Here is a 26,586-nt window from a genome sequence, read left to right as displayed (position 1 = left end):
GCTACGGTCCTGAGGCAGGAAGTCGGGGGCCAAGCAAATTTCGACGCGAACTGTGCATTAGTTCCGGTTCGGCGATCGCCGCATGGTTTCCGCTGCGAAGGGACGTTGAAGGGAGTCCTCAACGCGCCCATGATGAAGCCTCTCTCTGGAGAACCCTTCTCCAAGGTCGAGACCACCGACCTTCTTGCCCCGACTGGAAACAGCCGGGGCTTTTTCGTTGGCCCCATGACGCATGCGAGTCGCGGACCTGTGATAGCAGCCGAAAGGCCACGCCAGGTCGTACCGATCGCAGCCGTGATGGGGTCAAGTACGATGCGGCATCTTTTTTGGATGCTCCGCTTATGGCTCATGCTGTTCCGTTGTTCGATCGTTCTGTTGTCAACGCCGCGGGGCGCACGCTGGTAGTGGGTCCCTCTGTTCATTCGGCAGAAATGATCCGAGCACTTGAGGTGATTAACAACTGGCGCGCATCGCACAGCTATCCGCTGAACCTCTTGCACATGACCTTGAGAAATCGGTCTGCGAAGGTGAGTGGGAACGCATTGACTGCCCAGCGCACGAAGCGACTTGAATCCATCCACGCCAAGCTGAGCAGACAGGAAAACATGCATCTGTCGCAGATGCAGGACATTGGAGGCTGCCGCTGCATTCTCCCGGGCATTGATGCCGTCAGAAAGCTTCATGCCATTTACGCGACTCGTGAGTATTCGCACTCGAATACGGGTTTCAAGAACTACATTGAGAGCCCAAAGAGCGACGGGTACAGAAGCATTCATCTGATCTATAAGTACTTCCCATCTGGGGCGGACAAGGAATGCTACAAGGATCTCAAGATTGAGATCCAGATGCGCAGTGCGCTGCAACATAGCTGGGCGACCGCCGTTGAGGCTGTGGGAACGTTCACTCGTCAAGCGCTCAAGTCGAATCAGGGCGAGCGCGATTGGCTCCGCTTTTTCTCGCTGGTTTCGTCAGATTTCGCACTTCTCGAGAAGAGCGCGCCGGTCCCGGGGGTGCCAAGTGACCACTCGGAGTTGGTGAAGGAAATTCGCTCGCTATCAGTTGATCTTCGAGTTCTCCCGCTCTTGCAAAGCTACAACGCGACGCTCGAGCATGTCGGGAAGCAGAAGGACAAGAAGTACTTCCTTGTGCACCTAAGGCCTGATTCGTCGAGGGTTGAGCTTGTCGGGTTCCGGGCGGACGAATCCAAGATGGCGAATGACAGATACACGAAGCTCGAAGCCACGATCCCTGCGAACTCCCGCGATCAGGTCGTGTTGGTTTCGGTTGAGTCGGTCGCGGCGCTCAAGCGCGCGTATCCAAACTACTTCCTGGACACAACGCTGTTCGTGAAGCAGGTACAGCGAATCATGGGCGTGCGCACTCGATAACGGCCGCATCGCAAACCCCCGCGTCTGCCGTCTCCTCCGTCGATACTTTGCAGTTGCCCGTAGTTGCCCCGGCCCGACGGGCTATCTTATTCAGTCTTCGCGGTTATCGATTTAGCCAAGCTGTTGATCAGCGTGCCAAGGTATGCGGCATCACGTTCCGCTGCCTTCTTGGACACCTCCAAGTCTGTGTTGGCGCTTGGCCCATTCAGTTTGAATGCTCCACCACCGGCTGCTTCTTTGATGATTTCGCACGCATTCGTGTAAGCCTGCATGTTGGTAAGTCCTGCCATCGTCGTTCTCCTAAGTTTGAGGTGCCGCATGGTATCAACCATCAAGATCACATCGCCTGACGGGCGTCGGCCAAGGCACTCAGGTTCTCATTGACGGCGAGCCCGTCAAGAAGCTGACAGGCGTCGACGTGTCGATCGGTGTCGGCCAGCCGAACACCATCCGCCTGCACATGATCGCCCTGGCCCAGGACATCGAGATCGAGGCCGAGGTGAAGATCGGTGGTGCGGTGATCCCGCCTGCCGTGGAACTGGCGCTGCTGGCCTACCTCAACAAGAAGTACGCAGGACGGGCTAAGGTCACTTTTTCTCGGTAGGTGTCTGCTCTCTTTGCAGTTCGGCATGAACTGCACTAGCAACCACCTCGACCGCCTTCGCTCCCAGGGGGGTAAGTTCCCAGGTGAAACTTGGAATAACGGTCGTTGTTGGGACGTGCTTGTGGAACACCCACCGAACTCGATTCTTCGTCTTTGTCTGATATTCATCGGCAGGATGTGATTTGCGGAACTCTGTGAGCGCTTTCGCAGCTTGTTCGAGAGTTACCTCCTTGTCGTCGACAAATCCACCTAGGTCGATCAACTGGTGCCGTTGCAATTCCTCTAGCGCTGTGAAGCCGGCAATATTCGGAAGTTCGATGGAGTAGTAGCCCTCTCCCTTCACGCGCTCATACATGCCAATAAGGCCCCATGAATCTGCCGGAGCGTGCAAGAGCATGTACGTCGCATCAGCTGACAGGCGCGGCACAGTATTGGCTAGGTTGGGCGTGCCGAGCTTCACCGCCTCGTCCTTTATCGTGGACTGGAGTGAAATGGTTCCGACGCTGATATTCCTAGCTTTCCGTACTTTGTCCGGAATCTCATTCAACGCGTCTCGAAGTGGGACGTAGAAAAGTAGGAGAAGAATCAAAGCGAAGGCAGGCCAACCGCCAAACAACACCTTCAGCACTTCAAGGAGTGCCGTGTTGGACTTAGGGGAGTCCGACTGCTTGGAAGCTAAAGACGCCTCAATCCCCGCGAGTCGCCGACCGACGTCATTCATCGCAATCACAATGCCGACCGAGTTGGCCGGTGAATCTTGGTCAGCCGCCATGTCGGCACCCCTCGGAGTTTGTGGCGATTTTCGTGGAGAAGCGGCAGCTTAGGGAGGTTCCTGGCATCCGATATACCCCCCTCCTTTGGGGTGGACTTTTTCGCTTCTGCGGTGTAGCTCAGCGGTCAGAGCCCGGCCGGGCCAATCCCGGCTGTCGTGTCGCTGGTTCGAATCCAGCCATCGCACCAAGTTTCGGTGACAGCCAGAGCCCTCATCTTGCCGCGCGTTGGTCGGAGCCAAGCGCAGGACCGGAGTCGGCCCGATGCAAGCCCTGATCTCTGCCGCCTGCGACAAGCGGGCTTCCGAATTCACCACCCCGACTCAGTCGCGCAACTTGAGCGCGTTCGCCACGGGTAAATGGCGTCAGTCTCCACGCCACTGCGACACGGCCATCAAGGGTATCGCGACCGGCAGCACCCAGCCCGAAAGGGTAGCCCGATGGGATGGCACAACACAAGGAGCGCCCCATGTCCTCCGCTACATCCTTCATCGCAGACATGAACGCCCTGCAGAAGGAGCTAGACAGCCTACCCGGTGAAGCAGCAAGGCTTATCGGTAGCCTGATGGAGTTGGTAGAGGTCCAGAACGGGAGCATCGAGGCCCTGCTGGTTGCGAACAGGAAGCTGCTGGACGTGATCGACGTGCTCAAGGGATGAAGCTCACTACCCTCAAGCCCAGGCTAGGGAGCCTGAGCACCAATCGGGTGGCCACGCTGAAGAGCGCTGACCCTGACTCATGGAGGGCAGGCAAGACCAGCACTCAACGCGGGTATGGGTACAAGTGGCAGCAGGCTCGAGAGGGCTGGCTCAAGGCTCATCCCCTGTGTGTGATGTGCGAGGAGCTCGATGACCGGGTCACGGTGGCCACAGTGGTCGACCACATCGTGCCCTTTCGAGGCGACATGACCCTGTTCTGGGATCGCAACAACTGGCAGAGCCTCTGTGCCCACCACCACAGCGCCCACAAGCAGCGCATCGAGGCGGCAGAGCGGAATGGTCAGGTGAACTGAGGTCGATGCACCACATCGATGCACCGGAAACCTGACGGGGAGGGGGAGGGTCGATCTTTGGACCCTTTTCGCCCTAGACCGCATGTCCTAAGCACGCAGAGAAAAAATCGCGTTGTTTGAATTCGAGGGGGTTCGAATTCAATAGGTTTTATCAAAGGATTCAGAAAATGCCAAGGGGCGGAGCCCGACCAGGAGCGGGCAGGAAGCCCAAGAAACCGGCAGCGGATCGGCCGGCGAAGGTGGACAAGGACGGACTCAAGAAGGACTCGGCGTGGCCGTTCGGGCAGGAGAAGCCTGCTGAACCAGTGGCGCCCACTCCGGCGGCTGACCTGTCGGCACTGACGCCGCTTGACTACCTGCTGGAGGTCATGCGCGACGGCTCGGAAGACAAGGCCCGCCGGATGCAGGCCGCTTCCCTGGCTGCGCCCTACGTCCATGCCAAGAAGGGCGAGAGCGGCAAGAAGGATGAGCGCAACGAGGCCGCGAAGAAGGTGGCCAGCCGGTTCGCGCCGTCCGCGCCGCCGAAACTGGTGGCTGCAGGCGGTAGGAAGGTCTGACCGTGGAATGGACGACAGCCTGCGTTGATTGGGAGCGCCGGCTGATCGAGGGGCGCTCGATTATTCCGGCGCCGATCTTCCCGGACCAGGCTGAGCAGGCGCTTGCGATCTTCAAACAGCTGCGCGTCACGGACCTTCCGGGCAAGCCGACGTTCGGCGAGTGCAGCGAGCAATGGGTCTTTGACTTCGTCGGCGCCATCTTCGGCGCCTATGACGCGGAGGCGGGGAAGCAGCTGATCCGGGAATTCTTCCTGTTGATCAGCAAGAAGAACACGAAATCGACGATCGCGGCCGGGATCATGCTGACGGCGGTCATCCTGTGCTGGCGCGAGGAAGAGGAGCACCTGATCTTGGCGCCGACCAAGGAGGTTGCGGACAACAGTTTCAAGCCGGCCGCCGGCATGGTGCGCGCCGACGAGGAGCTCGCAGCCCTGTTCCACGTCCAGGACCACATCCGGACGATCACGCACCGGGTCTCCAAGGCGTCGCTCAAGGTGGTGGCTGCGGACACCGACACGGTCTCGGGCAAGAAGTCCGGCAAGGTGCTGGTCGACGAGCACTGGATTTTCGGCAGCCGGGCCAATGCAAGCGGCATGTTCATGGAGGCGACGGGCGGCCAAGTGTCTCGCGAGGAGGGATGGGTCATCTACCTGTCCACGCAGAGCGAGGAGCCGCCGGCCGGTGTGTTCAAGGAGAAGCTGGACTACTACCGCGATGTGCGGGACGGCAAGATCGAGGACAAGAAGTCGCTCGGCGTGCTGTATGAGTTCCCGCCAGCGATGCTGGCCTCAAAGGGCTACATGCTGACCGAGAACTTCTACGTGACCAACCCGAACATGGGGCGGTCGGTCAGCAAGGAATGGCTCGAGGACAACCTCAAGAAGCACCAGGCCAAGCAGGACGGGTCGTTCCAGAAGTTCCTCGCGAAGCACCTCAACGTCGAGATCGGCCTAAACCTCCGCAGCGACAGATGGGCCGGCGCGGATTTCTGGGAGGCGTCAGGCGAGTCGGGGTTGACGCTGCAGGCGCTACTGAAGCGCTGCGAGGTTGCTGTTATCGGCATCGACGGCGGCGGGCTGGACGACATGCTGGGTGTCGCGGTCGTCGGCCGCGAATCCGAGGCGACAGAGATTCAAGTGCCGGAGCAGAACGACCCGGATACCGGCGAGCTAGTAGCGGCGCATACGGTCCATCGCAAGCGTTGGCTCCATTGGGGTCATGCTTGGGTGCATGAGATAGCGCTCGAGCGGCGCAAGGAGATCGCGCCTCGGCTACTGGACTTCCAGAAGGAACGGGATTTGACGATCGTGCAGCGGCCCGGGTTAGACGTTTCCCAGGTCGTCGGCATCGTTTGCAAGGTCCGAGAAGCCGGTCTACTCCCGGAAAAACTGGGAATCGGAGTCGATGGCGCCGGCATCACGGACATCGTCGACGCCTTGGTCGCCAGAGACTTCAACGAGGACCACATCGTCGCGATTCAGCAGGGCTGGAAGCTCAACGGCGCGGTGAAAACCACCGAGCGCAAGGTGGCCGGCGGCGAGTTGGTGCATGGGTCCCGGCCGCTGATGGCCTGGTGTGTCGGAAATGCAAGGACTGTCGACAACGGCAACGCGATTTCGATCACGAAGCAGGCGTCTGGCAAGGCCAAGATCGATCCGGTCATGGCGCTTTTTGATGCTGTGTCGCTGATGGCACTCAATCCGGTCGCTTCTGGCCGTTCATTCTGGGAAACCGCCTGATGCGATTCTTCGACCGTCTATTTTCGCGAAAGGCGACGAACTCGCTCGAGCTATTCCGCGAGATCTATGGCGGTCGTGCGTCCAAGGCCGGGCAGACGATCAACCTGGAGACCGCGTTTAAGGTTTCGGTCGCGTTCGCCTGCTTGAAAGTGCTGTCGCAGGGCGGCGCGCAGGTTCCGTTCAAGCTGTTCCGGGAGGCGGACGTCGACGGCCTGACGAAGATCCAGGCGGCGAAAGATCACTCGCTGTACGACCTGGTTGCAACGGCGCCGAACGACTGGACGACGTCCTTCGAGTTCCGTGAGACCCTGATCCTGCATGCGGCGATGGGCAACGCCTTCGCGTTTCTGAACCGCGGCGTCGGCGGCAAGATCCTCGAGATGATCCTGCTGGACCCGGGCAAGGTGGAGAAGGTCCAGAACGAGGACTACAGCATCGAATACAAGGTGACCGGCAAGAGCGGCGCCGTTCGGATCTTCCCGAGCGAATCTATCTGGCACGTCAAGGGGCCCAGTTGGAACGGCCTGCTTGGCATGGAGGTGCTCAACGTCGCGCGTGAGGCGCTTGGCCTGGCCATTGCGACCGAGGAATCACACGCGAAGCTGCATGCAAAGGGAATTCGGACGTCGGGCACGTATTCGGTTGACGGCAACCTGAGCCCCGACCAGTACAAGGCGCTGAAGGCCTGGATTGAGAAGGAAATGGCCGGCGCCGAGAACGCTGGTGCTCCGATGATCCTTGACCGCGGCGCGAAGTGGCTTGCAACCGCGATGTCGGGCCTCGATGCGCAGCACTTGGAGACCCGGAAGTTCCAAATCGAGGAGGTTTGCCGCTTCTTCGGCGTCATGCCGATCATGGTGGGCTACTCGGACAAGGCGGCGACCTACGCGAGCGCGGAGCAGATGTTCCTCTCGCACGTCGTCCACACGCTGTCGCCCTGGTATGCGCGGGTCGAAAACTCGGCCGATCTGCACCTTCTGACGAAGAAAGAGCGCGCGTCCGGCCTGTATTTCAAGTTCATGGCCGGCGGCCTGCTGCGCGGCGCGGCGAAAGATCGCGCGGAGTACTACGCGAAGGCTCTCGGCTCCGGCGGCTCGCCCGCGTGGATGACGCAAGACGAAGTCCGCGGCCTCGAGGAACTCAATCCGTTCGGCGGCGACGCGGCAGTCCTGCCGATCGCGACGAACACGCCTGCACCTGTGCCGGCAGCGGTCTGAAAGGGAAAGAAATGACCACGAAAACTCTCGATTTCAGCTGCGAGCTGAAGGCAAACGGCGATACCGGCACCTTCGAGGGCTACGGGTCGATTTTCAACATCACCGACAAGGGCGGCGACATCGTCGTGCCTGGTGCATTCACCGAAACCCTGGCCACCCAGAAGGCCGCCGGCCGCATGCCTGCGATGCTCTGGCAGCACCGCCAGGCCGAGCCGATCGGTGTCTACACCAGCATGGAGGAGGACGCGGTCGGCCTGAAAGTGAAGGGCCAACTCGCGCTGAAGACCGCGCGCGGCGCCGAGGCATACGAGCTCATGAAGATGGGCGCGCTTTCCGGCATGTCGATCGGTTACCGCTCGCGCGATGACAGTTACGACCGTGTGACCGGCGTTCGCTCTCTCAAAAAGGTTGACCTGGTCGAGTTGAGTCTGGTCACTTTCCCCATGAATGACGCTTCGCGCGTCTCGGCAGTCAAGACCATCGAGGAGCTTGACAGCCTGTCCGAAATCGAACGCCACCTGCGTGATGCTTGTGGCATGTCGAAGAGCGAGGCGACCACTCTGGTCTCCCGCATCAAGAGCGTCAGTGGCCGGAGTGATTCCGGGGAGCTGGGCGAACTCATCGCGCTCTCAAAGCGCAATCAAAACCTCCTGCAACCCTGATTCGAAAGGAATCGCTGTGAAACTCTCCCGTCAACACCTGACCATCGGCCTTCTGGCCCTGGCCGCCATCGCCGCCGTCGCTGCCGTCGCCGGCTTCCCGCTGGTCAACTACCTGCCGCCTGAAGTGCTCGCAGGCCTCGCCGCCGCGGGCGCCGTGCCGTTCGTCGGCTCCGGCGAAGTCACCCTGCTCGAAGTCAAGAACGTCCTGGAAGGCCAGGGCAAAGCGTTCGAAGAATTCAAGAAGGCCAACGATGAACTGATCAAGGCGAAAGCTGAGGGCAAGGCAGTTGCCGACCTCGAGGCCAAGGTTGCGAAACTGAGCGACGAACTCGACAAGTTCGACGAACTCAAGACCGTGATCGACGACCTGCAAAAGAAGGCCGGCCGCCCGCAGAACGACACCGAGGCAAAGGCCGCCGCCGACTTGGCCTCGGAAGTCAAGCAGTTCAACCTGATGCTGCGCGCCGACTTCCAAAGCAAGGGCAAGTCTGCCCCCGCCGAAGTGGATGCCAAGGGCTACACCGAGTACAAAAACGCGTTCTTCCGCGTCATGACCGGTACGCCGATGGACTCGCTGTCCAGCGACGAGCGCAAGGCCATGCAAGCCGGCTCGGATCCGGATGGCGGCTATCTGCTGCCCCCGTCGACCGTGGGCCGCATGGTGTCGAAGATCTACGAGCAGTCCACGATGCGTCAACTGGCCAACGTCCAGTCGATCAGCACCGACAAGCTCGAGGGCATCGTCGACAACAACGAGGCCGATGCTGGCTGGGTTTCGGAACTGGGCACCCGCTCGGACACCAGCACCCCGCAAGTGGGCAAGTACGAGATCCAGGCGCACGAGATGTATGCGATGCCCAAGGCTTCGCAGAAGATCCTCGACGACGCCGCGACGGATGTCGAAGGCTGGCTCGCCGGCAAGGTCGCGGACAAGTTCGCGCGCGTCGAAGGCGCTGGTTTCACGACCGGCACGGGCGTCGGCCAGCCGCGCGGCCTGTTTGCCTACGCCACGGCGGCGACGGCGGACGACACCCGCACCTGGGGCACGTTCGAGCACGTCGTGACCGGCGCCAACGGCGCCTTCCACACGACCAAGGCTGACCCGCTGCAGGACATGATCGGCGCCTTCAAGGACCAGTACCTGCAGAACGCCACTTGGCTCATGCGCCGCGAAGTCCGCACCGCCATCCGCAAGATGAAGGAAGCGACCAGCGACCGCTACCTGTGGGAACCGAGCCTGCAGGCCGGCCAGCCGGATCGCCTCCTGGGCTACCCGGCGCGCGTCGACCAGTACGTGCCGGCCATCGCGACGGGCTCCCTGTCGCTGGCCTTCGGCGACATCCGCGAGGCCTACACGATCGTCGATCGCATGGGCATCCGCACGCTGCGCGACCCCTTCACTGCCAAGCCCTACGTGGTGTTCTACAGCACCAAGCGCACGGGCGGCGGTGCCGTGAACTTCGAAGCGGTCAAGTTCCTCAAGTTCTCGACCTGATGAACACGCCACGGGGCAACCCGGGGCACTGACACCACGAAAGGAAACCATCATGAAATCGAACGATCTTCACAGCAACATTCAGCAGAAGCTGGCCATCATCCCGGCCGCCATCGGCGCCAACGCCACCAAGACCGGCGCGATCATCGATCGCCAAGGCTACGGCGGCGTCGAGTTCGTCGTCGACTACGGCTCGGTGACCACGACCGGCTCCATCGTCACCCTGGTCCTGAAAGAGGGCGACGTGACCGGCACCCTGACCAGCGTCGCCGACGCCGACATGCTGGGCACCGAAGCCCTGGCCTCCCTGCTTGCCGGCGCCCGCGTGGCTGGCACCGGCAAGGAAGTGTCCAAGCGCCTGGGCTACAAGGGCACGAAGCGCTATGTGCAGCTGAGCGCAGTGCAGACCGGCACCACGTCGGTCGGCGCGCTGTCGGCCACGGCGATTCTGTTCAACCCGTCGCTGGTTCCGGTCGCCAACCCGGCCTGATCGAAGTAAGCACCGAAAGGGGCGCCCATCCGGCGCCCCTTTTTCATTTCAAGGTCGCGCGCTCATCCCGCGCGGCGCCGTGCAACTCGGCACCCCGACCTTTTCGGATGAGGAAAAGATGAATTCAGGCATTTACAAGATCGTCAACACGGTCAACGGCAAGGCCTACATCGGCAGCGCCATCAATTTTCAGCGGCGATGGGATCTCCACCTGAGCCTTCTGCGACGCAACATGCACCACAACATCAAACTGCAGCGCTCGTGGAACAAGTACGGCGAGACGGCCTTCGCGTTTTCGGTTATCGACCGCGCTCCTGCCGACTTGAATCTCGTCGCTGTGGAGCAAAAGTGGCTGGACTCGGAGGCGCCTTTCTACAACATCGCTCGCACGGCTGGCAGCCAACTCGGCGTGAAGCTGAGCGATGAGACGAAGCGGAAAATGTCCGCCGTTCGGTTCGGCAAGACCCCATCGGCAGAGACGCGGGCCAAGATGTCCTCATGGCAGATCGGCAAGACCGTTTCCGAGGAGACGCGTCGAAAGATTTCTGAAACCAAGCGCGCGAACGGAGCCGGCAAGGGGCAAGTCGCTTGGAACAAGGGCATTCCTCATACGGACGAAACCAGGGCGAAGATGAGCGCCTGGCACCAGGCGTCGCGCCCGAGGTTGGCGGCATGAGCAAGCCTTTCCACGTCGCCATCCTTGGCATGGGCCCATCGGTGCGCCAATACCTCGAGATCACGAAGCGGATGGGCGGCCGCAAGGCTTTCTGTGACGAGACATGGTGCATCAACGCCCTCGGCAATGTTTTTGATTGCGACAAGGTCTTCCACCTCGACGACGTCCGGATTCAAGAGATCCGCGCCGCGGCCAAGCCCGATTCGAACATCGCGCACATGCTGAAGTGGCTGAAGTCCTACCAGGGCCCGGTCATCACCAGCCGCGCGCACCCTGACTACCCCTGCCTGGTCGAGTTTCCGCTGGCTGACGTGTTGACGGCGAACCCGCTGGGTTACTTCAACAGCACCGCGGCCTATGCCGTGGCCTACGCGCTGCACGTCGGCGCCAAGAAGATCACTTGCTTTGGCATGGACTTCACCTATCCCGACGCGCACGACGCCGAGAAGGGACGGGCCTGCGTCGAGTTCTGGCTTGGCATCGCCGCGGCGCGCGGGGTCGAACTCTCCCTGCCGAAGACCACGAGCCTCATGGACGCCATGAACCCGCAGGCGCAGCGCTTCTACGGGTACGACTGCGTCGACCTGAACATCACTCACGACGGGCAGCGGGTCAACGTGGATTTCGTCGAGCGCGCGACGCTGCCCACGGCAGAAGAGATCGAGGCGGCCTATGACCACAGCCGCCACCCGAACCAACTGGTCGAAGCCGGCGAGGTCTGAGCATGGCGTACAAGGTCACTACCGCGGTCGCGACGGAGCCGGTCACGCTGGCCGAAGCCAAGCTGCATCTGAGGGTGGAGACGGCCGAGACCGCCGACGACACCATCATCACGGCGCTGATCACGGTTGCGCGCGAGTTCGCCGAGCACTACACCGGCCGCGCCTTCGCGACCCAGACGCTCGAGATGGCGCTGCACTGCTTCCCCGATTACGAGGACGATTACATCGACCTGGACCTGCCGCCGGTCGCGACGATCACGAGCGTCAAGTACACCGATACCGCAGGCGTTGAGCAGACGATCACCGGGAGCGCATACGCGCTCAGCCTTTACGGGGAAGCGCGCCGCTTGGCGCCGACCTACGGCAACTACTGGCCGACGACGCAGGACGTTCCCGACGCTGTCCGCATCCGCTATGTGACCGGCTACACCACGCTCCCGAAGGCGGCGCGCGCCGGCCTGCTGCTGCTGATCGGGCACCTGTACGAGAACCGCCAGGCCGTGAGCACGCTCAGCTTGAACGAGATCCCCATGGGCGCCCGCTCTCTGCTCGACACGATCAAGATCTGGAGCAAGTGACGTGGAAATCGGCAAGCTCAACCGCCGGGTGACGATTCAGCAGCCGGGCACGGTGCAGGACGACATCGGGGAGCCGGTGGCCGGGTGGGTGGATGTTGCGACGGTCTGGGCGAACGTCCGCTTTCTGAACGGCGTCGAGACGGTGAAGGGTGACGCGCCCGTGAGCGTGGCGCGCGCCTCCATCCGCGTCCGTCGCCGGACTGACGTGACTGCCGGCATGCGCGCGGTGCTCGGATCGACGATCTTCGACATTCGGTCGGTTCTGGACGATCAGGAAACGCGCGAGCGCATTGACTTGGCCTGCGAAACCGGCGCGAACGCGGGGTAGTCATGGCTGGCAACTTCATCGAGGCCAAGTTCAAGAGCGACATCGACGAAGGCCTGGCGAAGTTCGCCGCCAACATCCAGGACGGCATCGTCATGTCCGGCGCCGCGGCGATGGCGAAGGTGCTCTACGAGGAGGCGCAGACGCGCTGCCCGGTCTCCACAGAGGCTCATTACTTCTACGGGTCGAACTCCAAGAAATCCGGGGTCAAGTATCTGTTCCTGCCTGGCACGCTGAAGAAGTCGATCTACCGCGCGTACTCGCCGGAGAAGTCCAGCCAAACGACCAAGACCTATCGGATCAGCTGGAACCATTCGGATGCGCCCTACGGCTACATGGTCGAGTTCGGCACTTCCAACGCGCCCGCGCATCCGTTCCTGCGGCCCGCGTTTTCTGCGGTCAATGAAGCCATCGCGGCCGGCAAGGCGCGGATGGCCGAGAAATTGGCGGTGACCTCATGAGCCTCGAATCGACCGTGTTCAACACGCTGAAGACGCTGGTCAGCAACCGCGTCTATCCCGACGTGGCGCCGCTCGGCGTGACGAAGCCGTACATGACCTATCAGCAAGTCGGCGGCGACGCGCCGACGTTCCTCGAGGCCACGGTCCCGAGCAAGCGCAACGCCCGCATGCAAGTGAACGTCTGGTCTTTGACGCGCGCCGAGGCGAACTCGCTGGCCATCCAAGTCGAGGCCGCGCTTGTGGCCGCAGCCGGTATCCAAGCCAAGCCTCTCGGCGCCTTCGTGGCCGATCAGGAAGAAGAGACCAAGTTGTTCGGCACCCGCCAGGATTTTTCGATCTGGGCTGACCGCTAAGCCCTCCCGTTTCCCTCCCGCCCTTTCCGGGCACTGCAACCAAGCCGCCATCGAGCGGCTTTTTTTATTTCCCGAAAGGTTCATCATGGCAATCTCGCTCCCCAATGGCGCACTCATCGCCATCGCTTCCGGCTACGGCGCTTCCAAAACGATGTCGGCGCTGACCAATGCCGCCGCCGCCGTGGCAACGCTCGAGGCCTCGCACGGCGTCATCGTCGGCGACATCCTCGAAGTCACCTCGGGCTGGTCGCGCCTGACGGACAAGATCGTCCGCGCCAGCGTGGTCTCGACCAACGATGTGACCCTGGAAGGCGTGGTCAGCACCAGCACCGCCATCTACCCGGCAGGAAGCGGCATTGGCTCTGTGCGCGAGATCACCGGCTGGACGCAACTGTCCCAGATCCTGGGATCGAGCTCGCAGGGCGGCGAACAGCAGTTCCTCGAGTACCAACTGCTCGAAGCCGATGCACAGAAGCGCATCCCGACCGTCAAGTCTGCGGGCGGCCTGACCCTGCAGGTGGCGGACGATCCGTCGCTCGCCGGCTACCAACTCGCATCGACCGCGAACGACGACCGCCTGGCGCGCGCCGTGCGGATCACGCTGCCTTCCGGCGCGCTGATCTTCTACAACGCCTACATCTCGCTCAACAAGACGCCGACCCTGACGGTGAACGAAATCATGGCCGTCGAGGTCACGCTGTCGTTCCTGGCTGAGCCCGTCCGGTACACGTCGTAATGGCCAAGTTCAGCCTCAAGGCAAGCCCGACCTTCGCTGCCAAGGTCGGCTTTCCGACCGCTGGCGGCGAGACGGTCGATGTCCTGGTCACGTTCAAGCACCGCACGAAAAAGGCCCTGGCCGAGTTCATCGAGTGGCGCGCTGGCAAGGGCGATGACGAGATCTTCCTGGAGATGGTCGTCGGCTGGAGCCTGGACGACGAGTTCAACAAGGAAAACGTCGTGCTGCTGCTGGAGAACCACATCGGCGTGGCCCTGGCGGTGTACCGCGCATACCTCGAAGAACTGACGCAGAGCCGGCTAAAAAACTGAGGGCGGTCGCGCGCGCTTTCTACACGCCCGACCCTGAGCCGCCGACAGCCGAGGAGGCCGCGGCGTTCGGGTTGACTGTGGAGGAGGCGTGCGACCGCGCCCCGACCGAGGTTTGGCCGGAGAACTGGCGCCCGCTGATGGTCTTCACGGCCATGTCTACCCAGTGGCGGGGCAGCAATGGCCCGACCGGACTGGATTACGGCGTCCTGCCTGAGATCTGGCGCCGCACGAAAACGCCCATAGACGACCGCGATGAAGTGTTCGATTGCCTTCAGGTGATGGAACTCGCGGCCCTCGATCAGATGCGCTCCAAACCGAAAGCAAAAACACATGGCTGATGTCATCGGGCGTGGCGTCATCGAGGTCTCTGCCGACGCTACCAAGCTGAAGGCGGGGGTCGACGATGCCAAGCGCTCCATCAAGAGCCTCGGCAAGGACATTGGCGACTCGATGGGCACGGCGTCGGCGCGCGCGTCGAAGTCGATCGACAACTACGTCAAGAAGCTCCAGACCGCCGCGGCGACGCAGGGCAAGTCAGCGCGCGAAACCGAGTTGTACTCGCTGGCTCTGCGCGGCGCGTCCAAGGCGCAGCTCGAGGCGGCAGATTCGGCCCTGAAGCTGTCCGAGGGCTACGAGCGCGGCGTGGAGATGGGCAACCGTCTCCGCGTCGGCTTCATCGCGCTTGCCGCTGCTGCCGGCGCCGCCCTTGTCGCGACCGCGGCCGGCGCAAACGCCCTGATCGGCCAGGTCGGCAAGTACCAAGACCTCGCAGAGAAGATCGGCGACACCGCCGTCAACCTCTCCTCGCTGAAGACGGCTTCCGACGTCGCTGGCCTTTCCATCGACACCATCGCCGCGGCTTCGGTGAAACTCACCGCTTCGCTGTCCAAGACCGATGACGAATCGAAACTCGTCGGCGATGCGATCACCGGCCTGGGCCTGGACTTCAAGAAGTTCAAGGATCTCTCGCCCGTCGAGCAGTTGCAGGCCGTCGCGCGCGCAATGGATGGCTTCGCCGATGGCTCGGAGAAGACCGCCTATGCCGTTGCCCTGTTCGGCAAGTCCGGCGCCGAGCTGCTGACCTTCCTCAAGGAATACGCGGTCGAGGGCACGAACGCTGCCTACATCACCGAGCAGCAAGGGAAGGCCGCCGACGACTTCAGCGACGCGCAGGCTCGCCTGCAATCGCAGGTCCAGCAATTCCTTCAGGTCGCCGCGGTCAACGCGATTCCGATCCTGAACGACATCACGGACTTGATGAAGTCCATCGCCAAGGAGGAAGACGGCACCAGCGCGGCGACCGACATCCTGAAGGGCGCGCTGAACGGTGCTGTCGTCGTTTTTCAGGCGATCACCATCGTTGCCTCGGATGTGATCTTCACGTTCAAGGCGGTGGGCCGCGAGATCGGCGCCATTGCTGCGCAACTGGCGGCGCTTGCCTCGCTGGACTTCAACGGCTTCAACGCCATCAGCGACGCCGTCAAGGACGACGCGCAGCGCGCCCGCGCCGAGCTCGACAAGTTCCAAGCCCGTGTTCTCGCGATCGGCAAGGAGCCGTTCGTCGACGACGAGGTCAAGCGCCTGCAGGCCCGTTCGCAGGCGAACACCATCGCCGCCGCCGCGAAGCCGAAGCTCAACACCAGCCGCCTGAACCAGGACAAGACGCCGAAGGGCAAGACGGACAACAGCGCCGTTCAAGAGGCCAAGGCGCAACTCGCCTTCGATCTGGAGGAGATTCGCAAGGCGCAGGAAGCCCTTTCGAACACCATCTCCAACGGCGAGAAGATCCTGCAGGCAGAGCGCTCCGCCAACCTGGTGAGCGAGGCCGAGTACTACGCCAAGAAGCGCGCGTTCATCCAGGAGAACGACCGCGTCGAACAGGCCGCCGTCGAAAAGCAGATCGAGCGCCTGCAGCAGGAGAAGCTGACCGGCAAGGAAAAAATCGACAACGACCGGAAGATTCTGGACGCACAGGCCAAGCTAGCCAAGCTGCGCGAGAACTCCACGGCCAACCTCAAGGTGCTGGCGATCCAGGAGGCCGACGCGCTCGACCAAATTCGGATCAAGTACGAGCAGGCCGCCGCAGCCGCTCAGTCCTACGTCGACACCATCGCCAAGCAGAACCAGCGCGACCTCGCCGGGCTCGGCAAGGGCAACCTGCGACGCGAGCAGGATTCGCGACGCAACCAGCGCGAAGACCAACTGCAGGGGCGCCGCGACTCGCTCGACCAGCAGCGCCGCGCGGGCCAGATCACGTCGGAGGAGTACGACAAGTACCTCCAAATCGAGCAGCAGGCGCACGACCGCGCGCTCGCATCCGATGAGGACTATTGGACCAAGAAGCTCGAGCTTCAGAAGGACTGGACGGTCGGCGCGACCGAAGCCCTGACCAACTACTACGACGAAGCCCAGAACAAGGCCAAGAACTTCGAAGAGGTCGTGACCAATGGCCTCAAGGGGCTCGAGGACCAACTGACCAACCTGCTGACGGGCGGCAAGTTCGATGCCAAGTCATTCCTCAAATCGATTCAGGAAGACCTGACGCGCAACTTCGTCAAGGAGAACATCACGGGACCGCTCGCCGGTTTCCTGAAGGACTCCATCGGCGGGGAGGCTGGCGGCCTATTGAGTGGCTTGCTCGGCGGCGGCAAGGGCAAGGGCGCGAATGGCGTCTCTTCGCTGTCGACCAGCGCTGCGACGGGCTCGGCGGCCCTGGACAAACTCACGCTCGCCGCGACCGAGGCCGCCGCGGCCCTGAGCTCTACCGGCGCTACCGGCGGCGGGGGTGGCGGCGGCGGCCTCCTGAGTTCAATCGCTGGGCTCGCGGCTGGCGCCTTTGGTGGTTTCTCCAACGGCGCGGCCACGACCCTTGCGAACGCTTCGGGCGGCGGGCTGGACGACCTATTCAAGTTCACCAACAACTTCGCCGGCCGTGCGATCGGCGGCCCGGTGACGGCAGGAAGCATGTACCGAATCAACGAGAAGGGCGCCGGGGAGGTCTTCGAGGCCGGCGGCAAACAGTGGTTCATGCCTGGCCAGGATGGCAAGGTCATGCCCGGAGGAGGGGATGGCAGCGGCATGGCCGTGACCATCAATCAGACCTTCGCCGAGGGCACGAACCGCAAGACGACCGACCAGGCCGCGCAGCAAGCATCTCGGGCCATTGAACGCGCACGGAGGAACTCATGACCGGCATCGTCGTACTCGATGACGTGATCATCCCGACGAGCGTCCTCCTGGCTGGCCTGGATGGGGAGTTGGGCCGCGAGAACGACCGCACCCGGAACCAGGGCGGGTATGCGACTGTCAACGTCATCCGCGACGTCACGCTGCGTTCCTGGCAGATCGGCGTCGAACCGATGAGCGTCCTGAGCGTTCAGGATGTTCTCGGCATCTGGGAGGTGTCGGACGCTGGCGCGTACGGCGTGCTGCTGGCCGACCCAATCGACTCCGTTGTCCTGTCCACCCAAGGCGCCCTGCAGGGCTACATGGCCGGCGTGGAGTTCGGGACGGTGGGCTTCGGCAATGGCTGCCCGACCTACGGCCTCCGCAAGCTCTACACCGCGCGCGGCTCGAGCCGCAAGAAGGCGCGCGCACTCACGCGACCGAACGGCACGCCGGCTCTGCTGCGCGGAGGTTCGCCCGTGACGATCGGCGTCGCGGCTGGCAATGCGGGGCTGAGCGCCGCGCCGGTCTATGTGACCTTCGTCGCCGACGCCTCGCAGAACGTGAGCGCCGTCACGGTGGGCGCGACGACGCAGGTCACGCTCGCCGCGGCGCTGTCGGGTCTGGTGGTCGGCGGTCGGCTCTGGCTGCAGGACTTGACCGGCACGCATGCATCGCTGCTCAACGGCATGAGCCACGAGATCACGGCCATCACGGGCGGAAGCCTGAACGTCTACACGCTGGCCACGAACACCGCCGGCAAGACGATCACGGCGGCCGGCACCGGCAAGAAGTACCCGCAGCCGGACGAGGCGCTGACCTGGTCGGGCAACTTCTATGTGCCCGTGCAGTTCCGCGACGACCGTCTGGGCTGGAGCCTTGCCGCCGCCGGCCAGCGCGACGCCCGCAAGGTGTCGGTGCCATCCGCCTACCTCGACGAGATCCGGGAGGCGTAGGGCATGGCAAAGACCATCGGCGTCGCTTTGAAGGCGCACTACGCCCTGAACTCCACCACCATCGCCCGCTGCTGGCGCTTCGAGCGCCGAGATGGCGAGGTGGTGCGCGTCACCGCCTGCGCGCGCGACTTGCTGATCAACAGCGAGGTCTATCGCGCAAAGGAAGGCGTCAACCCGACCGCCATCAGCCAGGAGGCGACTGCCGCCGTCGCGAACTCCGAGGTCAACGGCACGATGGCCGCGGAGAGCGTCGACGAAAACGAACTGTTCGCCGGCCTGTGGGATGGCGCCTTCGTGACTGTGTTCGAGGTGAACTATCGCGACCTGTCGATGGGCATCCTGACCCTGCAGAGCGGGAACATCGGCGACGTCAAGGCTGGTCGATCGGCTTTCACGGCCGAGGTGCGCGGCGTTACCCAGTCGCTGCAGAAGGTGGTCGGCCGCGTCTTCACGAAGGGCTGCCAGTGGGTCTTCGGATCGATCGGCACGACCTATTCCCCGGCCTGCAACAAGGCGCTTGGCCCGCTGACCGTTACCGGCTCGCTGACGAGCGTCACCAGCCTGCGCGCGTTCGCGGACAGCACGCGTGCCGAGGTTTCGGACTACTTCGGCGCGGGCGTGATCACCTTCACGAGCGGCGAGAACGAGAACGTCGCGACGGAAATCTATTCCTTCGCTTCGGGTGCCTTCGTGCTGCATCTGCCCCTGCCATACAACCCCGCGGTGGGCGATACCTACTCGCTGACCCCTGGATGCCGCAAGCGATTCGACGAGGACTGCGTCGCCAAGTGGGCGAACGGAAACAACTTCGGCGGTTTCCCGCTGGTGCCTGGCTCTGACAAGGTGCTCGGCCTGGGCGGCACGGAAGGGACGAACCTGTGACGACCGCCGAACTCCTCAACGGGGCGCCTCAGGGCGCCCTTCCTGTTTCTGGGGCCGACATCGTCGCCGCGGCTCGCGCGCACCTCGGGACTGCCTGGCGCCACCAAGGCCGCAGCCGCGAGGGCATCGACTGCCTCGGGCTGGTGCTGCTGGTCGCGCACGAGCTCGCGCTGACCGACTTCGACACCCGCGACTACGCCCGGCAGGCCGAGGACGAATCGATGCTCGAGCAGTGCCGTGAGCACCTGGTCGAGATCCCGCGCGCCGCCGCCCGGCCCGGCGACGTGCCTGTGATGCGCTTTGGCACGAACCGCCATATCGGCATCTTCGGCGACTATGTGCATGGCGGCCTGTCGCTGATCCATGCGTTTTCGCAAGCGCCGCGCAAGGTGGTCGAGCACCGCTTCTCTGACGACTGGCTGCGGGGGCATGGCGCCTCGCTGCTGGCCGTCTTCCGCTTTCCCGGGATGGCCGCATGAGCATGCAATCAGCGCTTGGCCTGGTCGGCGGCATCGTCGGGTCATTCTTTGGCTATCCGCAGCTCGGCTTCGTGGTCGGCTCGCTGGTCGGCGGACTGCTCACGCCCAAGGAGAAGACCGAAGGCCCGCGGATCGACGATCTCAAGGTGCAGGTCAGCACATACGGCGCCGGCATCCCGCAAATGCACGGGACCGAACGCATCGGCGGAAACGTGGTCTGGTCAACCGACAAGATCGAGACCGAGAGCACGACCGAGGTCGGCAAAGGCGGCGGCGCAGAGCACACCGACTATCGCTACTTCGTGCATATGCGGGTCGTCTTGCAGGAGACTCCGCGCGATGGCTCCATCGTGTCGATCGTGCAGATCTTCCAGGACGGGAAACTCAAGTGGGACGCGCGGTCAGGCCTTCCGGTCGCGACAGCCCTGGCCAGCGAAGAAAACCTGTTCGCGTTCTTCACGCTGTACCAGGGCCACTCTGACCAGTTGCCTGATCCGGTCGAAGAGATCTATCAGGGCGGCCCGGGCACGGTGCCAGCCTACCGTGGTGTTGTCTCGATCTCCATGAAGGCCATCGAGTGCCCTGGCGGCCGGGTGCCTCAGTTCTCGTTCGTGCTGTCGACCAGCTCTGAGACTGTGATCGAGGTCAACGAGCTCGCCGACGCGCCGGCCGGGGTCACCAGTTATCACGGCCAGTACATCAAAGGCGCGGTGTGGCACACCAACTACACCGATGCCAACTCGGACGGCAATGGTGAACTGGAGGTGTACTTCAGCCATTCGGGCGCGGCCATGACTCTGGAGCGGACGATCCCGCTCCTGTTCTGCGAAGTCGGCTCCCTGACGACATTCGTTCCGATCCCATGCCCCGGCACGCCGAGCCCGAGCGTCATCCGAACGCGCACCGACGCGAACGAGATGGACACGTACATCGACATCATCGATCTGAACGAGGGCACGCAAACGCCCATCTTCACCTACACGAAGGGAACGCTGGACTATCCCTTCTTGAGCAGTCCCTATGCAACGGCTGCCTACGACCCGCAGAGCGAAAAGTACGTCATGCTGGGCGGCGGCACAGCTGACCTGCAAACCAAGCCCGCGGTGATCGACGACGGCACGATCATCACTTGCGATGCAGTGACTGGTACGACCGTTGGGCCGGTTGGCATTTACAACGATGTCGTCTACGTCGTCACCGTGGCCGGCGGAAACCTCCAGATGGAGACCCGGCACGCGACCACCGGCGCAGTGCTGGCGGTCCCGGTAGTCGGCCCCGCATTGGGTGTCTCGGCCGTGTTCGCGCAAGCCGCGATCTTCTGCTCGAGCCAGGGTGTGTTCGTGAGCGTGCCGACGACCAATGGTGTTGATTCGCGCTTCTTCCGAGTGACCGATTCGGCGTGGGAGCTGATCTACACCGCCGACATCCTGCAGCAGTTCGCGAGCGCGAGCGCGAACTTCTACACCGATGGGAACATGTCGGTCGTCGGACCCTCGTCGGCTGATCGGAAGTATGAGGTTGTGCGGCCGGCGATCAGCATCTCGGATGTGCGCGTCAAGGACATCATCGCTGACCAGTGCGAGCGTGCTGGCGAGGACCGCTACGACGTGACTGGCGTTCCTGACGGGGACACGATCCACGGCTACAAGATCCAGAACCCGGCGAGCGCTCGGAGCAACATCGACCCGCTGCTCACGGCATTCGCGATCTACATAGTCGACGAAGACGGGCTGATCAAGTTCAAGAAGTACGAGGACATCACCTCGGAAGCGACGATCCGGTACAGCGAGCTCGGGCAGTCGGAAGATGCATCGCAGTCGCCTGACCCTATGCCGCTGAGCCGCACGCAGGAGATCGACCTCCCTCGCAGCGTCTCGGTCAGCTACATCAATCAGGATTTCGACTACCAGACGGCAACCGAGACGGCCATCCGCCAGGTCACCGAATCCAACGAGGACATGCTGATCGAACTGCCGATCGCAACGAACTCAGACCGCGCGGCTCGCGTGGCGCAGATGGTGCTGTTCGCTCGCTGGCGCCAGCAGAACACCCGAAGCGTCAAGCTGTCGCGCAAGTTCGCCTTCATGAGCCCGGGCGATGGCGGCACCTACGAATACCCGCGAGGCACGTTCAGGCTCTGGCGTGTGATGAGCCAGACCGACACCGGCACCATCATTGAGCAGACGCTCGAGCCGGGCGACGCCGAACTGTTCACGCAACTCGCCACGGGCGGGAGCGGCTACGTGCGCCAGGGCGTTGACCCGCTGCCGCCTCCGACCGCGCTGGAGATCCTGGACGGGCCCATCATGCAGGACGCAGACAACAATGCCGGCCTGTATGCGGTCATGGAAAGCCGTGGCGCCGGCTGGACCGGTGCCGAGCTGCTCATGGGCAACTCCGTCAACTTGCTGGAGTCGGTCGGCACGGTCAGCAACGAGTCGGTCATCGGCTCCACGCAGACCGCGCTCGGCAACTTCACTCGCAACGTCGTCGACGAGGTCAACCTGGTGACGGTCAACATCGGGGAGGGCGCGCTCTCCAGCATCACGCGCGATGTCCTGCTCGCCGGCACTTCGAACGTTGCAGCGGTGGGCGCCAATGGCCGCTGGGAGATCATCAAGTTCCAGCGCGCTGACAGCCTGGGCAGCGGCCTGTACATTCTGTCCGGGCTGCTGCGCGGCCTGCGCGGCACCGAATGGGCTACCGGGCTGCATCAGGTCGCGGACAGGTTCATCCTGATCGGCCTGGCCGGCACACTGCGCCCGAACCTTGATCCCGGTTCGATCGGCCAGACCAAGATATATAAGGCTCGGTCCAAGGGCCGGAGCGCTGAGTCGGCCTTCCCCATCTCCTATGCGAACACCGCGGAGGGCCTCAAGCCTTTCAGCCCTGTCGATCTGCGCAAGAGCATCTCAAGCAACAACATCACGTTGACTTGGGGCCGGCGCTCGCGTCTGGTCGACAACGTGCTGGCCACGGGCGTGATCCCACTCGGGGAGTCGGTCGAGCGCTATGACATCGTGATCTACAGCGACGGCACTTTCACCACGATCAAGCGCGTGCTCTCTGTGTTCGCCGCCTCCGGCGTCTATACGAGCGCCGAGCAGATCGCCGACTTCGGTTCGAACCAGACCACGCTGAATGTGCGCGTTTATCAGGTCAGCGACGCCGTCGGCCGCGGACACGAACTGCAGGCCACCGTCTAAGAAACCCACACCTCATCGAAGGCCGCCCCTAACCCTGGCGGCTTTTTTCATGGGCGAAAGCAATGACCATACTCCAGAACCTCACCGCCAATACCAACGTCTTCCAGCAGCTGAACGAGAACTTCGACGCGGTGTCGCCGGCCGGCATGTACGGCAAGCGCGCGCCGGCTACCTCAGGGCTGACCTGGGGCTACTACGGCGGGCGCGGCTTTGGCAACTCCATCGCCGATGGGACTGTGGCGCTCACGAGCAGCACGACGAACTACGTCGTTGCCAACCGATCGACAGGTGCCGTCAGTGTCTCAACCAGCCTCACCAACTGGAACGACGCGACGAACTATTGGCGCCTGTACCTGATCGCCACGGGTGCTTCGACGATCACGAGCGCCACAGACTATCGCGAGTTCGTCGGGGTCACCTCGATCACGACAGACAACGACACCACGCTCGCCGCTGACAGCAGCGTCAACGTACCGACCCAGCATGCCGTCAAGAGCTACGTCGACAACCTGGTACAGGGGCTGAGTTGGAAGAAGGCGGTTCGAGCCGCGACGACGGCGAATGGGACGCTCGCCTCTAGCTTTGAAAACGGCGACGCCATCGACGGCGTGACACTGGCGACCGGTGACCGGATTTTGCTGAAGGACCAAGCAACGACGTATGAGAACGGCATCTACACGGTCAACGCATCAGGCGCTCCGACTCGTGCGACCGATGCCAATACAGGAGCGGAGCTTGTCAACGCCACGGTCTACGTTAGCGAGGGCTCGACTCTTGCCGACACGCAATGGACCTGCACCACGAATGCCCCGATCACGGTCGGAAGCACATCGCTTGCCTTTGCGCAGTTGTCGGCTGGTGGTGGATCGGGCACGGTAACCAGCGTCGATGCATCCGGCGGCGTTGAGACTGCGAGCGGATCGCCGATCACTGCGACCGGAACCATTCGCGCGAGCACGCTGGTGAATGCCCAGACCGGCACCACGTACACCTACGTGACGGGCGATCGCGGGAAACTGGTCACGCACAGCAACGCCTCGGCAATCGCCGGCACCCTGCCTCAGGCTACCTCGACTTTCGGCTCTGGCTGGTTCATGCGCGTGAAGAACAAGGGCGCCGGCACGCTGACGATCACGCCGACCACTTCGACCATCGACGGGGTGGCGACTCTCGTTCTGACGACAGGCCAATGGGCGGTGATCGTCTCGGACGGTACGAACTATCAAGCCTATGTGTATGCGCCGGCCGGCGGCGGCTCGCTGACCAACTGGACTGAGGCCGTGAGCACGGCCGCACCTAACAACGTCGTGCCGGCCGTGTCCTTCACGGCGACGAACGCTGCAACGAACGTGGACGCCGTGATCGCGGCCAAGGGGACTGGCTCCATCCTGGCCAATGTGCCGGACAGCGGGACGCCCGGCGGCAATAAGCGGGGAACCCGGGCCGTTGACTTTCAGACCGAACGATCCGCAGCCGCGCAAGTAGCCTCCGGAACGAATGCCGTGATTGGCGGCGGTCGAAACAACACTTCGCTTCAGAACTATGGAACCGTCTCCGGCGGTGATGGCAACGCAGCCAACGGGGCCGGCAGCCGATCTGTAATCGGGGGCGGTGGCGGGAACACTGCAAGCGGCAGCTATTCGACCATCCCGGGCGGCCTCAACTGCGTCGCGAGCGCCAACTACACGCTTGCCTATGGCAGCACTTGCACGGCCAGCGCCGACTATTCGGAGGCTGGCGGCTTCACCAGCACGGCAGATGGCGTGGGCTCCAGGGCGTTCGGGCAGTTTGCTACTGCGCGCGGCGTGCGCGGGGCTGACGCCTTCGCTCCTGGGCGGCGCACCGCCACCGGTGACGCCCAAAGGCGGTCGGTTGTGCTTTTCCGCACCACCAGCGATGGCACCACAACGGCCCTGACGGCCGATGGCTCGACGCCGAGCACGGCGAACCAGCTGAATCTTCCGAGCGCCCTGTCGTTCAAGGTGCGCGGCCAAGTCATCGGCATGCGCAGCGACGGGTCGGTGTCGGCCTGGGATGTTTCGTTCATCGCAAAGCGCGTCGGCACGACCACATCCATCGTTGGCACTCCGACGGTCACGAACGTCGGCAGTGATGGAGGCGCTACCGGGTACACGCTCGCCATCGCTGCAGACGATACGAACGACGTGGTTCAGATCAATGTGACCGGCACCGCGGGGCACACGGTCTATTGGCTCGCGGAACTCACGTCGCTAGAGGTCGGGTGATGCGCGCGCTCATCCAAACCATCCAACCCGCTACGGCGGGTTTTTCTTTGCCCGCATGAAAGGCGCCAACGGATGAAACAAGAAATCAAGGACATCGCAGCAAACATCGTCTATCAGGCGCCCGCAAGCGTTGTGGCCTGGTGGCAGCAACTTAGCCTGACGACGGCTATCGCGATCACGCTGGGCGTGCTGCAGATCCTCTACCTACTGCGCAAGTGGTGGAGGGAGGAAACCGATTGGGGTCAGAAGCTCAAGCGCCGGGCCCGGGGTTACTTCACCAAGCCGGGGGATCTGTGATGAACCTTGACCAAGTCATCGTCCAGATCCTGAATCCGGGCCTCGCGCAGCTGCCGCTCGCCATGGACACGCCCAAGGCGCGCGTGCTCATGCTCGCGATCGGGCTGCAGGAATCGGAGTTCGAGCACCGCGCGCAGGTGCTCAACGGCGGGGGGAAGGGGCCCGCGCGCGGCCTCTGGCAATTCGAGCGAGGCGGCGGGGTCAAGGGCGTGATGAACCACCACGCCACCACCGGCCACGCGCACCGGCTGTGCGCCGAGCGCGGTGTGGATTGGGACTCAGCGACCATCTGGGCAAAGCTGGAGACAGACGACCTGCTGGCCTGCGGCTTCGCCCGGCTGCTGCTTTTCTCAGACCCGAGGCCGCTGCCGGCGCTCGACGATGTCGATGCGGCCTGGGAACTCTACGCCGAGCGCACATGGAAGCCTGGCAAGCCGCATCCGGAGAAGTGGCCGGGCAACCATGCGGCCGCGTGCCGCGCTCTAGGAGTCCTCCATGGCTGACTTCGACTGGAAGAAACTCGTAGCCGGCATAGCGCCGGTGCTTGGGACCGCTCTCGGCGGCCCGCTAGTGGGCGCTGCCGTGGCGGAACTGGGCGCCGCCCTGTTGGGCAACCGAGACGCCACTGAGGGCGACCTGGCTGCCGCGCTGTTCACCGGCCGGCTGGGCCCGGAGCAAATCGTCGCCATCAAGCAGGCTGCGAACGCGCTGGCCATCCGCATGCGCGAGCTCGACATCGACGTGCTCAAGATCAATCAGGCATCGAAGGACGCCTACCTGCGCGACGTGCAGGATGCGCGAGCGCGACAAGTGCACACCGGCGACTACATGCCGCAGGTGATCTTCTTCCTGGCCTTCATCGCCTACGTGGGCCAGTTCCTGCTATTCATCTACGGCGCGATGCCCGCTGACGAATTCACTCGAGCTCTTGTCACGCGCGCCTTTGGCACGATCGACGGCGTGCTGCTGACTGCCATCGCCTATTTCGTGGGCTCGAGCCGCGGCAGCAAGGTCAGCGGCGATGCGGTGCGCAAGATCGCAGAGCAGTCTGGGCGCTGATCAACGTGTACTGCGTTGAAACAACAAGGCCCCGGAGCTTTGAGCTGTTGGGAGGGGTGGCTGGTTCGCTGAGCTGTGCAGATGGTTGGAACTTTCTCCTCTGTTACAATATGTAATGCGCGGCTATGGTCCGCGCCACCAACAAGTCATCGAGATCGGGAGGAATTCATGACACCGTCAAATGGGCTCGGCTTCTTGCAT

General features: G+C 63.1%; 30 protein-coding genes and 1 tRNA gene. 29 read left to right on the top strand and 2 right to left on the bottom strand.

The features are described from left to right. Positions 1–341 precede the first annotated feature (341 nt). Positions 342–1,388 (top strand): RelA/SpoT domain-containing protein, encoded by a 1,047-nt coding sequence (locus GXN78_RS04090; RefSeq protein WP_106556815.1) that lies wholly within the window; start codon positions 342–344, stop codon positions 1,386–1,388. 86 nt (positions 1,389–1,474) lie between these two features. On the opposite strand, the gene GXN78_RS04085 is transcribed toward GXN78_RS04090, so the two are convergent. Further along, on the bottom strand, positions 1,475–1,678 hold the full coding sequence (locus tag GXN78_RS04085; protein WP_146163040.1) for a hypothetical protein: 204 nt from the start codon (positions 1,676–1,678) through the stop codon (positions 1,475–1,477). 128 nt (positions 1,679–1,806) lie between these two features. Here GXN78_RS04085 and GXN78_RS04080 point away from each other — a divergent pair, with 128 nt between their 5' ends. Further along, on the top strand, positions 1,807–1,992 hold the full coding sequence (locus GXN78_RS04080; protein ID WP_106556816.1) for a hypothetical protein: 186 nt from the start codon (positions 1,807–1,809) through the stop codon (positions 1,990–1,992). Here the strand turns inward: GXN78_RS04080 and GXN78_RS04075 are convergent. Then, entirely contained in the window at positions 1,976–2,764 is a 789-nt protein-coding gene (locus GXN78_RS04075) for a hypothetical protein (RefSeq protein ID WP_106556817.1), read from the bottom strand. The two genes, GXN78_RS04080 and GXN78_RS04075, sit on opposite strands and share 17 nt — an antisense overlap. A 107-nt stretch (positions 2,765–2,871) precedes the next feature. Here GXN78_RS04075 and GXN78_RS04070 point away from each other — a divergent pair. From GXN78_RS04070 to GXN78_RS03940, 27 genes are all read left to right on the top strand, one after another. Further along, positions 2,872–2,950 (top strand) — tRNA-OTHER (locus GXN78_RS04070). 281 nt (positions 2,951–3,231) lie between these two features. Then, positions 3,232–3,420 carry a hypothetical protein gene (locus tag GXN78_RS04065; RefSeq protein ID WP_106556818.1) on the top strand — a complete coding sequence of 63 codons (189 nt, stop codon included), beginning with the start codon at positions 3,232–3,234 and terminating at the stop codon, positions 3,418–3,420. Next, the gene (locus GXN78_RS04060; RefSeq protein WP_106556819.1) at positions 3,417–3,773 is read left to right on the top strand and encodes an HNH endonuclease signature motif containing protein; all 357 of its coding nucleotides are present in this window, start codon (positions 3,417–3,419) and stop codon (positions 3,771–3,773) included. Before GXN78_RS04065 ends, GXN78_RS04060 begins: the two co-directional genes overlap by 4 nt. 239 nt (positions 3,774–4,012) lie before the next feature. Further along, on the top strand, positions 4,013–4,330 hold the full coding sequence (locus tag GXN78_RS41040) for a terminase small subunit (protein ID WP_239142595.1): 318 nt from the start codon (positions 4,013–4,015) through the stop codon (positions 4,328–4,330). 2 nt (positions 4,331–4,332) lie between these two features. Next, the gene (locus tag GXN78_RS04050) at positions 4,333–6,069 is read left to right on the top strand and encodes a terminase large subunit (protein ID WP_106556820.1); all 1,737 of its coding nucleotides are present in this window, start codon (positions 4,333–4,335) and stop codon (positions 6,067–6,069) included. Next, positions 6,069–7,286, top strand: a complete 1,218-nt coding sequence (locus GXN78_RS04045) for a phage portal protein (protein WP_106556821.1) — start codon at positions 6,069–6,071, stop codon at positions 7,284–7,286. Before GXN78_RS04050 ends, GXN78_RS04045 begins: the two co-directional genes overlap by 1 nt. Positions 7,287–7,297: 11 nt before the next feature. After that, positions 7,298–7,948 (top strand): HK97 family phage prohead protease, encoded by a 651-nt coding sequence (locus GXN78_RS04040; protein WP_106556822.1) that lies wholly within the window; start codon positions 7,298–7,300, stop codon positions 7,946–7,948. Positions 7,949–7,964: 16 nt separating this feature from the next. Beyond that, positions 7,965–9,443 (top strand): phage major capsid protein, encoded by a 1,479-nt coding sequence (locus GXN78_RS04035; protein ID WP_181360548.1) that lies wholly within the window; start codon positions 7,965–7,967, stop codon positions 9,441–9,443. Positions 9,444–9,495: 52 nt separating this feature from the next. After that, positions 9,496–9,933 (top strand): hypothetical protein, encoded by a 438-nt coding sequence (locus GXN78_RS04030; RefSeq protein ID WP_106556824.1) that lies wholly within the window; start codon positions 9,496–9,498, stop codon positions 9,931–9,933. A 79-nt stretch (positions 9,934–10,012) separates the two neighbouring features. Then, a complete protein-coding gene (locus GXN78_RS04025; RefSeq protein ID WP_146163042.1) occupies positions 10,013–10,609 on the top strand; it encodes an NUMOD3 domain-containing DNA-binding protein in 597 nt (198 codons plus the stop codon). Then, complete coding sequence (locus GXN78_RS04020; RefSeq protein WP_106556826.1) at positions 10,606–11,331, top strand: hypothetical protein; 726 nt, start codon at positions 10,606–10,608, stop codon at positions 11,329–11,331. The genes GXN78_RS04025 and GXN78_RS04020 overlap by 4 nt, the downstream gene beginning before the upstream one ends. 2 nt (positions 11,332–11,333) lie before the next feature. Beyond that, positions 11,334–11,909, top strand: coding sequence for a head-tail connector protein (locus GXN78_RS04015; protein ID WP_106556827.1), 576 nt, complete (start codon positions 11,334–11,336; stop codon positions 11,907–11,909). A 1-nt stretch (position 11,910) separates the two neighbouring features. After that, the gene (locus tag GXN78_RS04010; protein ID WP_106556828.1) at positions 11,911–12,237 is read left to right on the top strand and encodes a phage head closure protein; all 327 of its coding nucleotides are present in this window, start codon (positions 11,911–11,913) and stop codon (positions 12,235–12,237) included. 2 nt (positions 12,238–12,239) lie between these two features. Next, positions 12,240–12,695, top strand: coding sequence for an HK97-gp10 family putative phage morphogenesis protein (locus tag GXN78_RS04005; protein ID WP_106556829.1), 456 nt, complete (start codon positions 12,240–12,242; stop codon positions 12,693–12,695). Then, a complete protein-coding gene (locus GXN78_RS04000) occupies positions 12,692–13,048 on the top strand; it encodes a DUF3168 domain-containing protein (protein ID WP_106556830.1) in 357 nt (118 codons plus the stop codon). The genes GXN78_RS04005 and GXN78_RS04000 overlap by 4 nt, the downstream gene beginning before the upstream one ends. Before the next feature lie 85 nt (positions 13,049–13,133). Then, complete coding sequence (locus GXN78_RS03995) at positions 13,134–13,784, top strand: phage tail protein (protein ID WP_106556831.1); 651 nt, start codon at positions 13,134–13,136, stop codon at positions 13,782–13,784. Further along, positions 13,784–14,095: a phage tail assembly chaperone gene (locus GXN78_RS03990; protein ID WP_106556832.1), complete on the top strand. Its 312-nt coding sequence runs from the start codon at positions 13,784–13,786 to the stop codon at positions 14,093–14,095. The genes GXN78_RS03995 and GXN78_RS03990 overlap by 1 nt, the downstream gene beginning before the upstream one ends. Before the next feature lie 77 nt (positions 14,096–14,172). Beyond that, entirely contained in the window at positions 14,173–14,433 is a 261-nt protein-coding gene (locus tag GXN78_RS03985; RefSeq protein WP_258186989.1) for a DUF1799 domain-containing protein, read from the top strand. Further along, entirely contained in the window at positions 14,426–17,284 is a 2,859-nt protein-coding gene (locus GXN78_RS03980) for a phage tail tape measure C-terminal domain-containing protein (RefSeq protein ID WP_106556833.1), read from the top strand. The genes GXN78_RS03985 and GXN78_RS03980 overlap by 8 nt, the downstream gene beginning before the upstream one ends. Next, positions 17,281–18,216, top strand: a complete 936-nt coding sequence (locus GXN78_RS03975) for a hypothetical protein (protein ID WP_106556834.1) — start codon at positions 17,281–17,283, stop codon at positions 18,214–18,216. The genes GXN78_RS03980 and GXN78_RS03975 overlap by 4 nt, the downstream gene beginning before the upstream one ends. 3 nt (positions 18,217–18,219) lie before the next feature. Then, positions 18,220–19,098 carry a DUF2163 domain-containing protein gene (locus GXN78_RS03970; protein ID WP_106556835.1) on the top strand — a complete coding sequence of 293 codons (879 nt, stop codon included), beginning with the start codon at positions 18,220–18,222 and terminating at the stop codon, positions 19,096–19,098. After that, complete coding sequence (locus GXN78_RS03965) at positions 19,095–19,577, top strand: NlpC/P60 family protein (protein WP_106556836.1); 483 nt, start codon at positions 19,095–19,097, stop codon at positions 19,575–19,577. Before GXN78_RS03970 ends, GXN78_RS03965 begins: the two co-directional genes overlap by 4 nt. 71 nt (positions 19,578–19,648) lie before the next feature. After that, positions 19,649–22,783: a phage tail protein gene (locus tag GXN78_RS03960; RefSeq protein WP_164255364.1), complete on the top strand. Its 3,135-nt coding sequence runs from the start codon at positions 19,649–19,651 to the stop codon at positions 22,781–22,783. Positions 22,784–22,845: 62 nt separating this feature from the next. After that, complete coding sequence (locus GXN78_RS03955; protein WP_106556838.1) at positions 22,846–25,029, top strand: hypothetical protein; 2,184 nt, start codon at positions 22,846–22,848, stop codon at positions 25,027–25,029. Positions 25,030–25,101: 72 nt separating this feature from the next. Beyond that, the gene (locus GXN78_RS03950) at positions 25,102–25,326 is read left to right on the top strand and encodes a hypothetical protein (RefSeq protein WP_106556839.1); all 225 of its coding nucleotides are present in this window, start codon (positions 25,102–25,104) and stop codon (positions 25,324–25,326) included. Further along, the gene (locus GXN78_RS03945; RefSeq protein WP_106556840.1) at positions 25,326–25,829 is read left to right on the top strand and encodes a hypothetical protein; all 504 of its coding nucleotides are present in this window, start codon (positions 25,326–25,328) and stop codon (positions 25,827–25,829) included. Before GXN78_RS03950 ends, GXN78_RS03945 begins: the two co-directional genes overlap by 1 nt. Further along, positions 25,822–26,385 (top strand): hypothetical protein, encoded by a 564-nt coding sequence (locus tag GXN78_RS03940; protein WP_146163043.1) that lies wholly within the window; start codon positions 25,822–25,824, stop codon positions 26,383–26,385. Before GXN78_RS03945 ends, GXN78_RS03940 begins: the two co-directional genes overlap by 8 nt. The last annotated feature ends 201 nt before the right edge of the window (positions 26,386–26,586 follow it).

The sequence above is a fragment of the Variovorax sp. WS11 genome (genome assembly GCF_010499245.1).
Lineage (GTDB): Bacteria > Pseudomonadota > Gammaproteobacteria > Burkholderiales > Burkholderiaceae_C > Variovorax.
The sequence above is the reverse complement of the archived record's forward strand: the minus strand, read 5'-3'. Positions and strand labels throughout refer to the sequence as shown.

Bases quoted from the DNA above. Each gene is read 5' to 3' on its own strand.
- GXN78_RS04065 (WP_106556818.1), top strand. From the start codon at position 3,232: ATGTCCTCCGCTACATCCTTCATCGCAGACATGAACGCCCTGCAGAAG.
- GXN78_RS03950 (WP_106556839.1), top strand. From the start codon at position 25,102: ATGAAACAAGAAATCAAGGACATCGCAGCAAACATCGTCTATCAGGCG.
- GXN78_RS03980 (WP_106556833.1), top strand. From the start codon at position 14,426: ATGGCTGATGTCATCGGGCGTGGCGTCATCGAGGTCTCTGCCGACGCT.
- GXN78_RS03975 (WP_106556834.1), top strand. From the start codon at position 17,281: ATGACCGGCATCGTCGTACTCGATGACGTGATCATCCCGACGAGCGTC.
- GXN78_RS04000 (WP_106556830.1), top strand. From the start codon at position 12,692: ATGAGCCTCGAATCGACCGTGTTCAACACGCTGAAGACGCTGGTCAGC.
- GXN78_RS04060 (WP_106556819.1), top strand. From the start codon at position 3,417: ATGAAGCTCACTACCCTCAAGCCCAGGCTAGGGAGCCTGAGCACCAAT.
- GXN78_RS04030 (WP_106556824.1), top strand. From the start codon at position 9,496: ATGAAATCGAACGATCTTCACAGCAACATTCAGCAGAAGCTGGCCATC.
- GXN78_RS04075 (WP_106556817.1), bottom strand. From the start codon at position 2,764: ATGGCGGCTGACCAAGATTCACCGGCCAACTCGGTCGGCATTGTGATT.
- GXN78_RS03990 (WP_106556832.1), top strand. From the start codon at position 13,784: ATGGCCAAGTTCAGCCTCAAGGCAAGCCCGACCTTCGCTGCCAAGGTC.
- GXN78_RS04090 (WP_106556815.1), top strand. From the start codon at position 342: ATGGCTCATGCTGTTCCGTTGTTCGATCGTTCTGTTGTCAACGCCGCG.
- GXN78_RS04020 (WP_106556826.1), top strand. From the start codon at position 10,606: ATGAGCAAGCCTTTCCACGTCGCCATCCTTGGCATGGGCCCATCGGTG.
- GXN78_RS04005 (WP_106556829.1), top strand. From the start codon at position 12,240: ATGGCTGGCAACTTCATCGAGGCCAAGTTCAAGAGCGACATCGACGAA.
- GXN78_RS03970 (WP_106556835.1), top strand. From the start codon at position 18,220: ATGGCAAAGACCATCGGCGTCGCTTTGAAGGCGCACTACGCCCTGAAC.
- GXN78_RS04045 (WP_106556821.1), top strand. From the start codon at position 6,069: ATGCGATTCTTCGACCGTCTATTTTCGCGAAAGGCGACGAACTCGCTC.
- GXN78_RS03955 (WP_106556838.1), top strand. From the start codon at position 22,846: ATGACCATACTCCAGAACCTCACCGCCAATACCAACGTCTTCCAGCAG.
- GXN78_RS03940 (WP_146163043.1), top strand. From the start codon at position 25,822: ATGGCTGACTTCGACTGGAAGAAACTCGTAGCCGGCATAGCGCCGGTG.
- GXN78_RS04040 (WP_106556822.1), top strand. From the start codon at position 7,298: ATGACCACGAAAACTCTCGATTTCAGCTGCGAGCTGAAGGCAAACGGC.
- GXN78_RS04085 (WP_146163040.1), bottom strand. From the start codon at position 1,678: ATGGCAGGACTTACCAACATGCAGGCTTACACGAATGCGTGCGAAATC.
- GXN78_RS03945 (WP_106556840.1), top strand. From the start codon at position 25,326: ATGAACCTTGACCAAGTCATCGTCCAGATCCTGAATCCGGGCCTCGCG.
- GXN78_RS03995 (WP_106556831.1), top strand. From the start codon at position 13,134: ATGGCAATCTCGCTCCCCAATGGCGCACTCATCGCCATCGCTTCCGGC.
- GXN78_RS04015 (WP_106556827.1), top strand. From the start codon at position 11,334: ATGGCGTACAAGGTCACTACCGCGGTCGCGACGGAGCCGGTCACGCTG.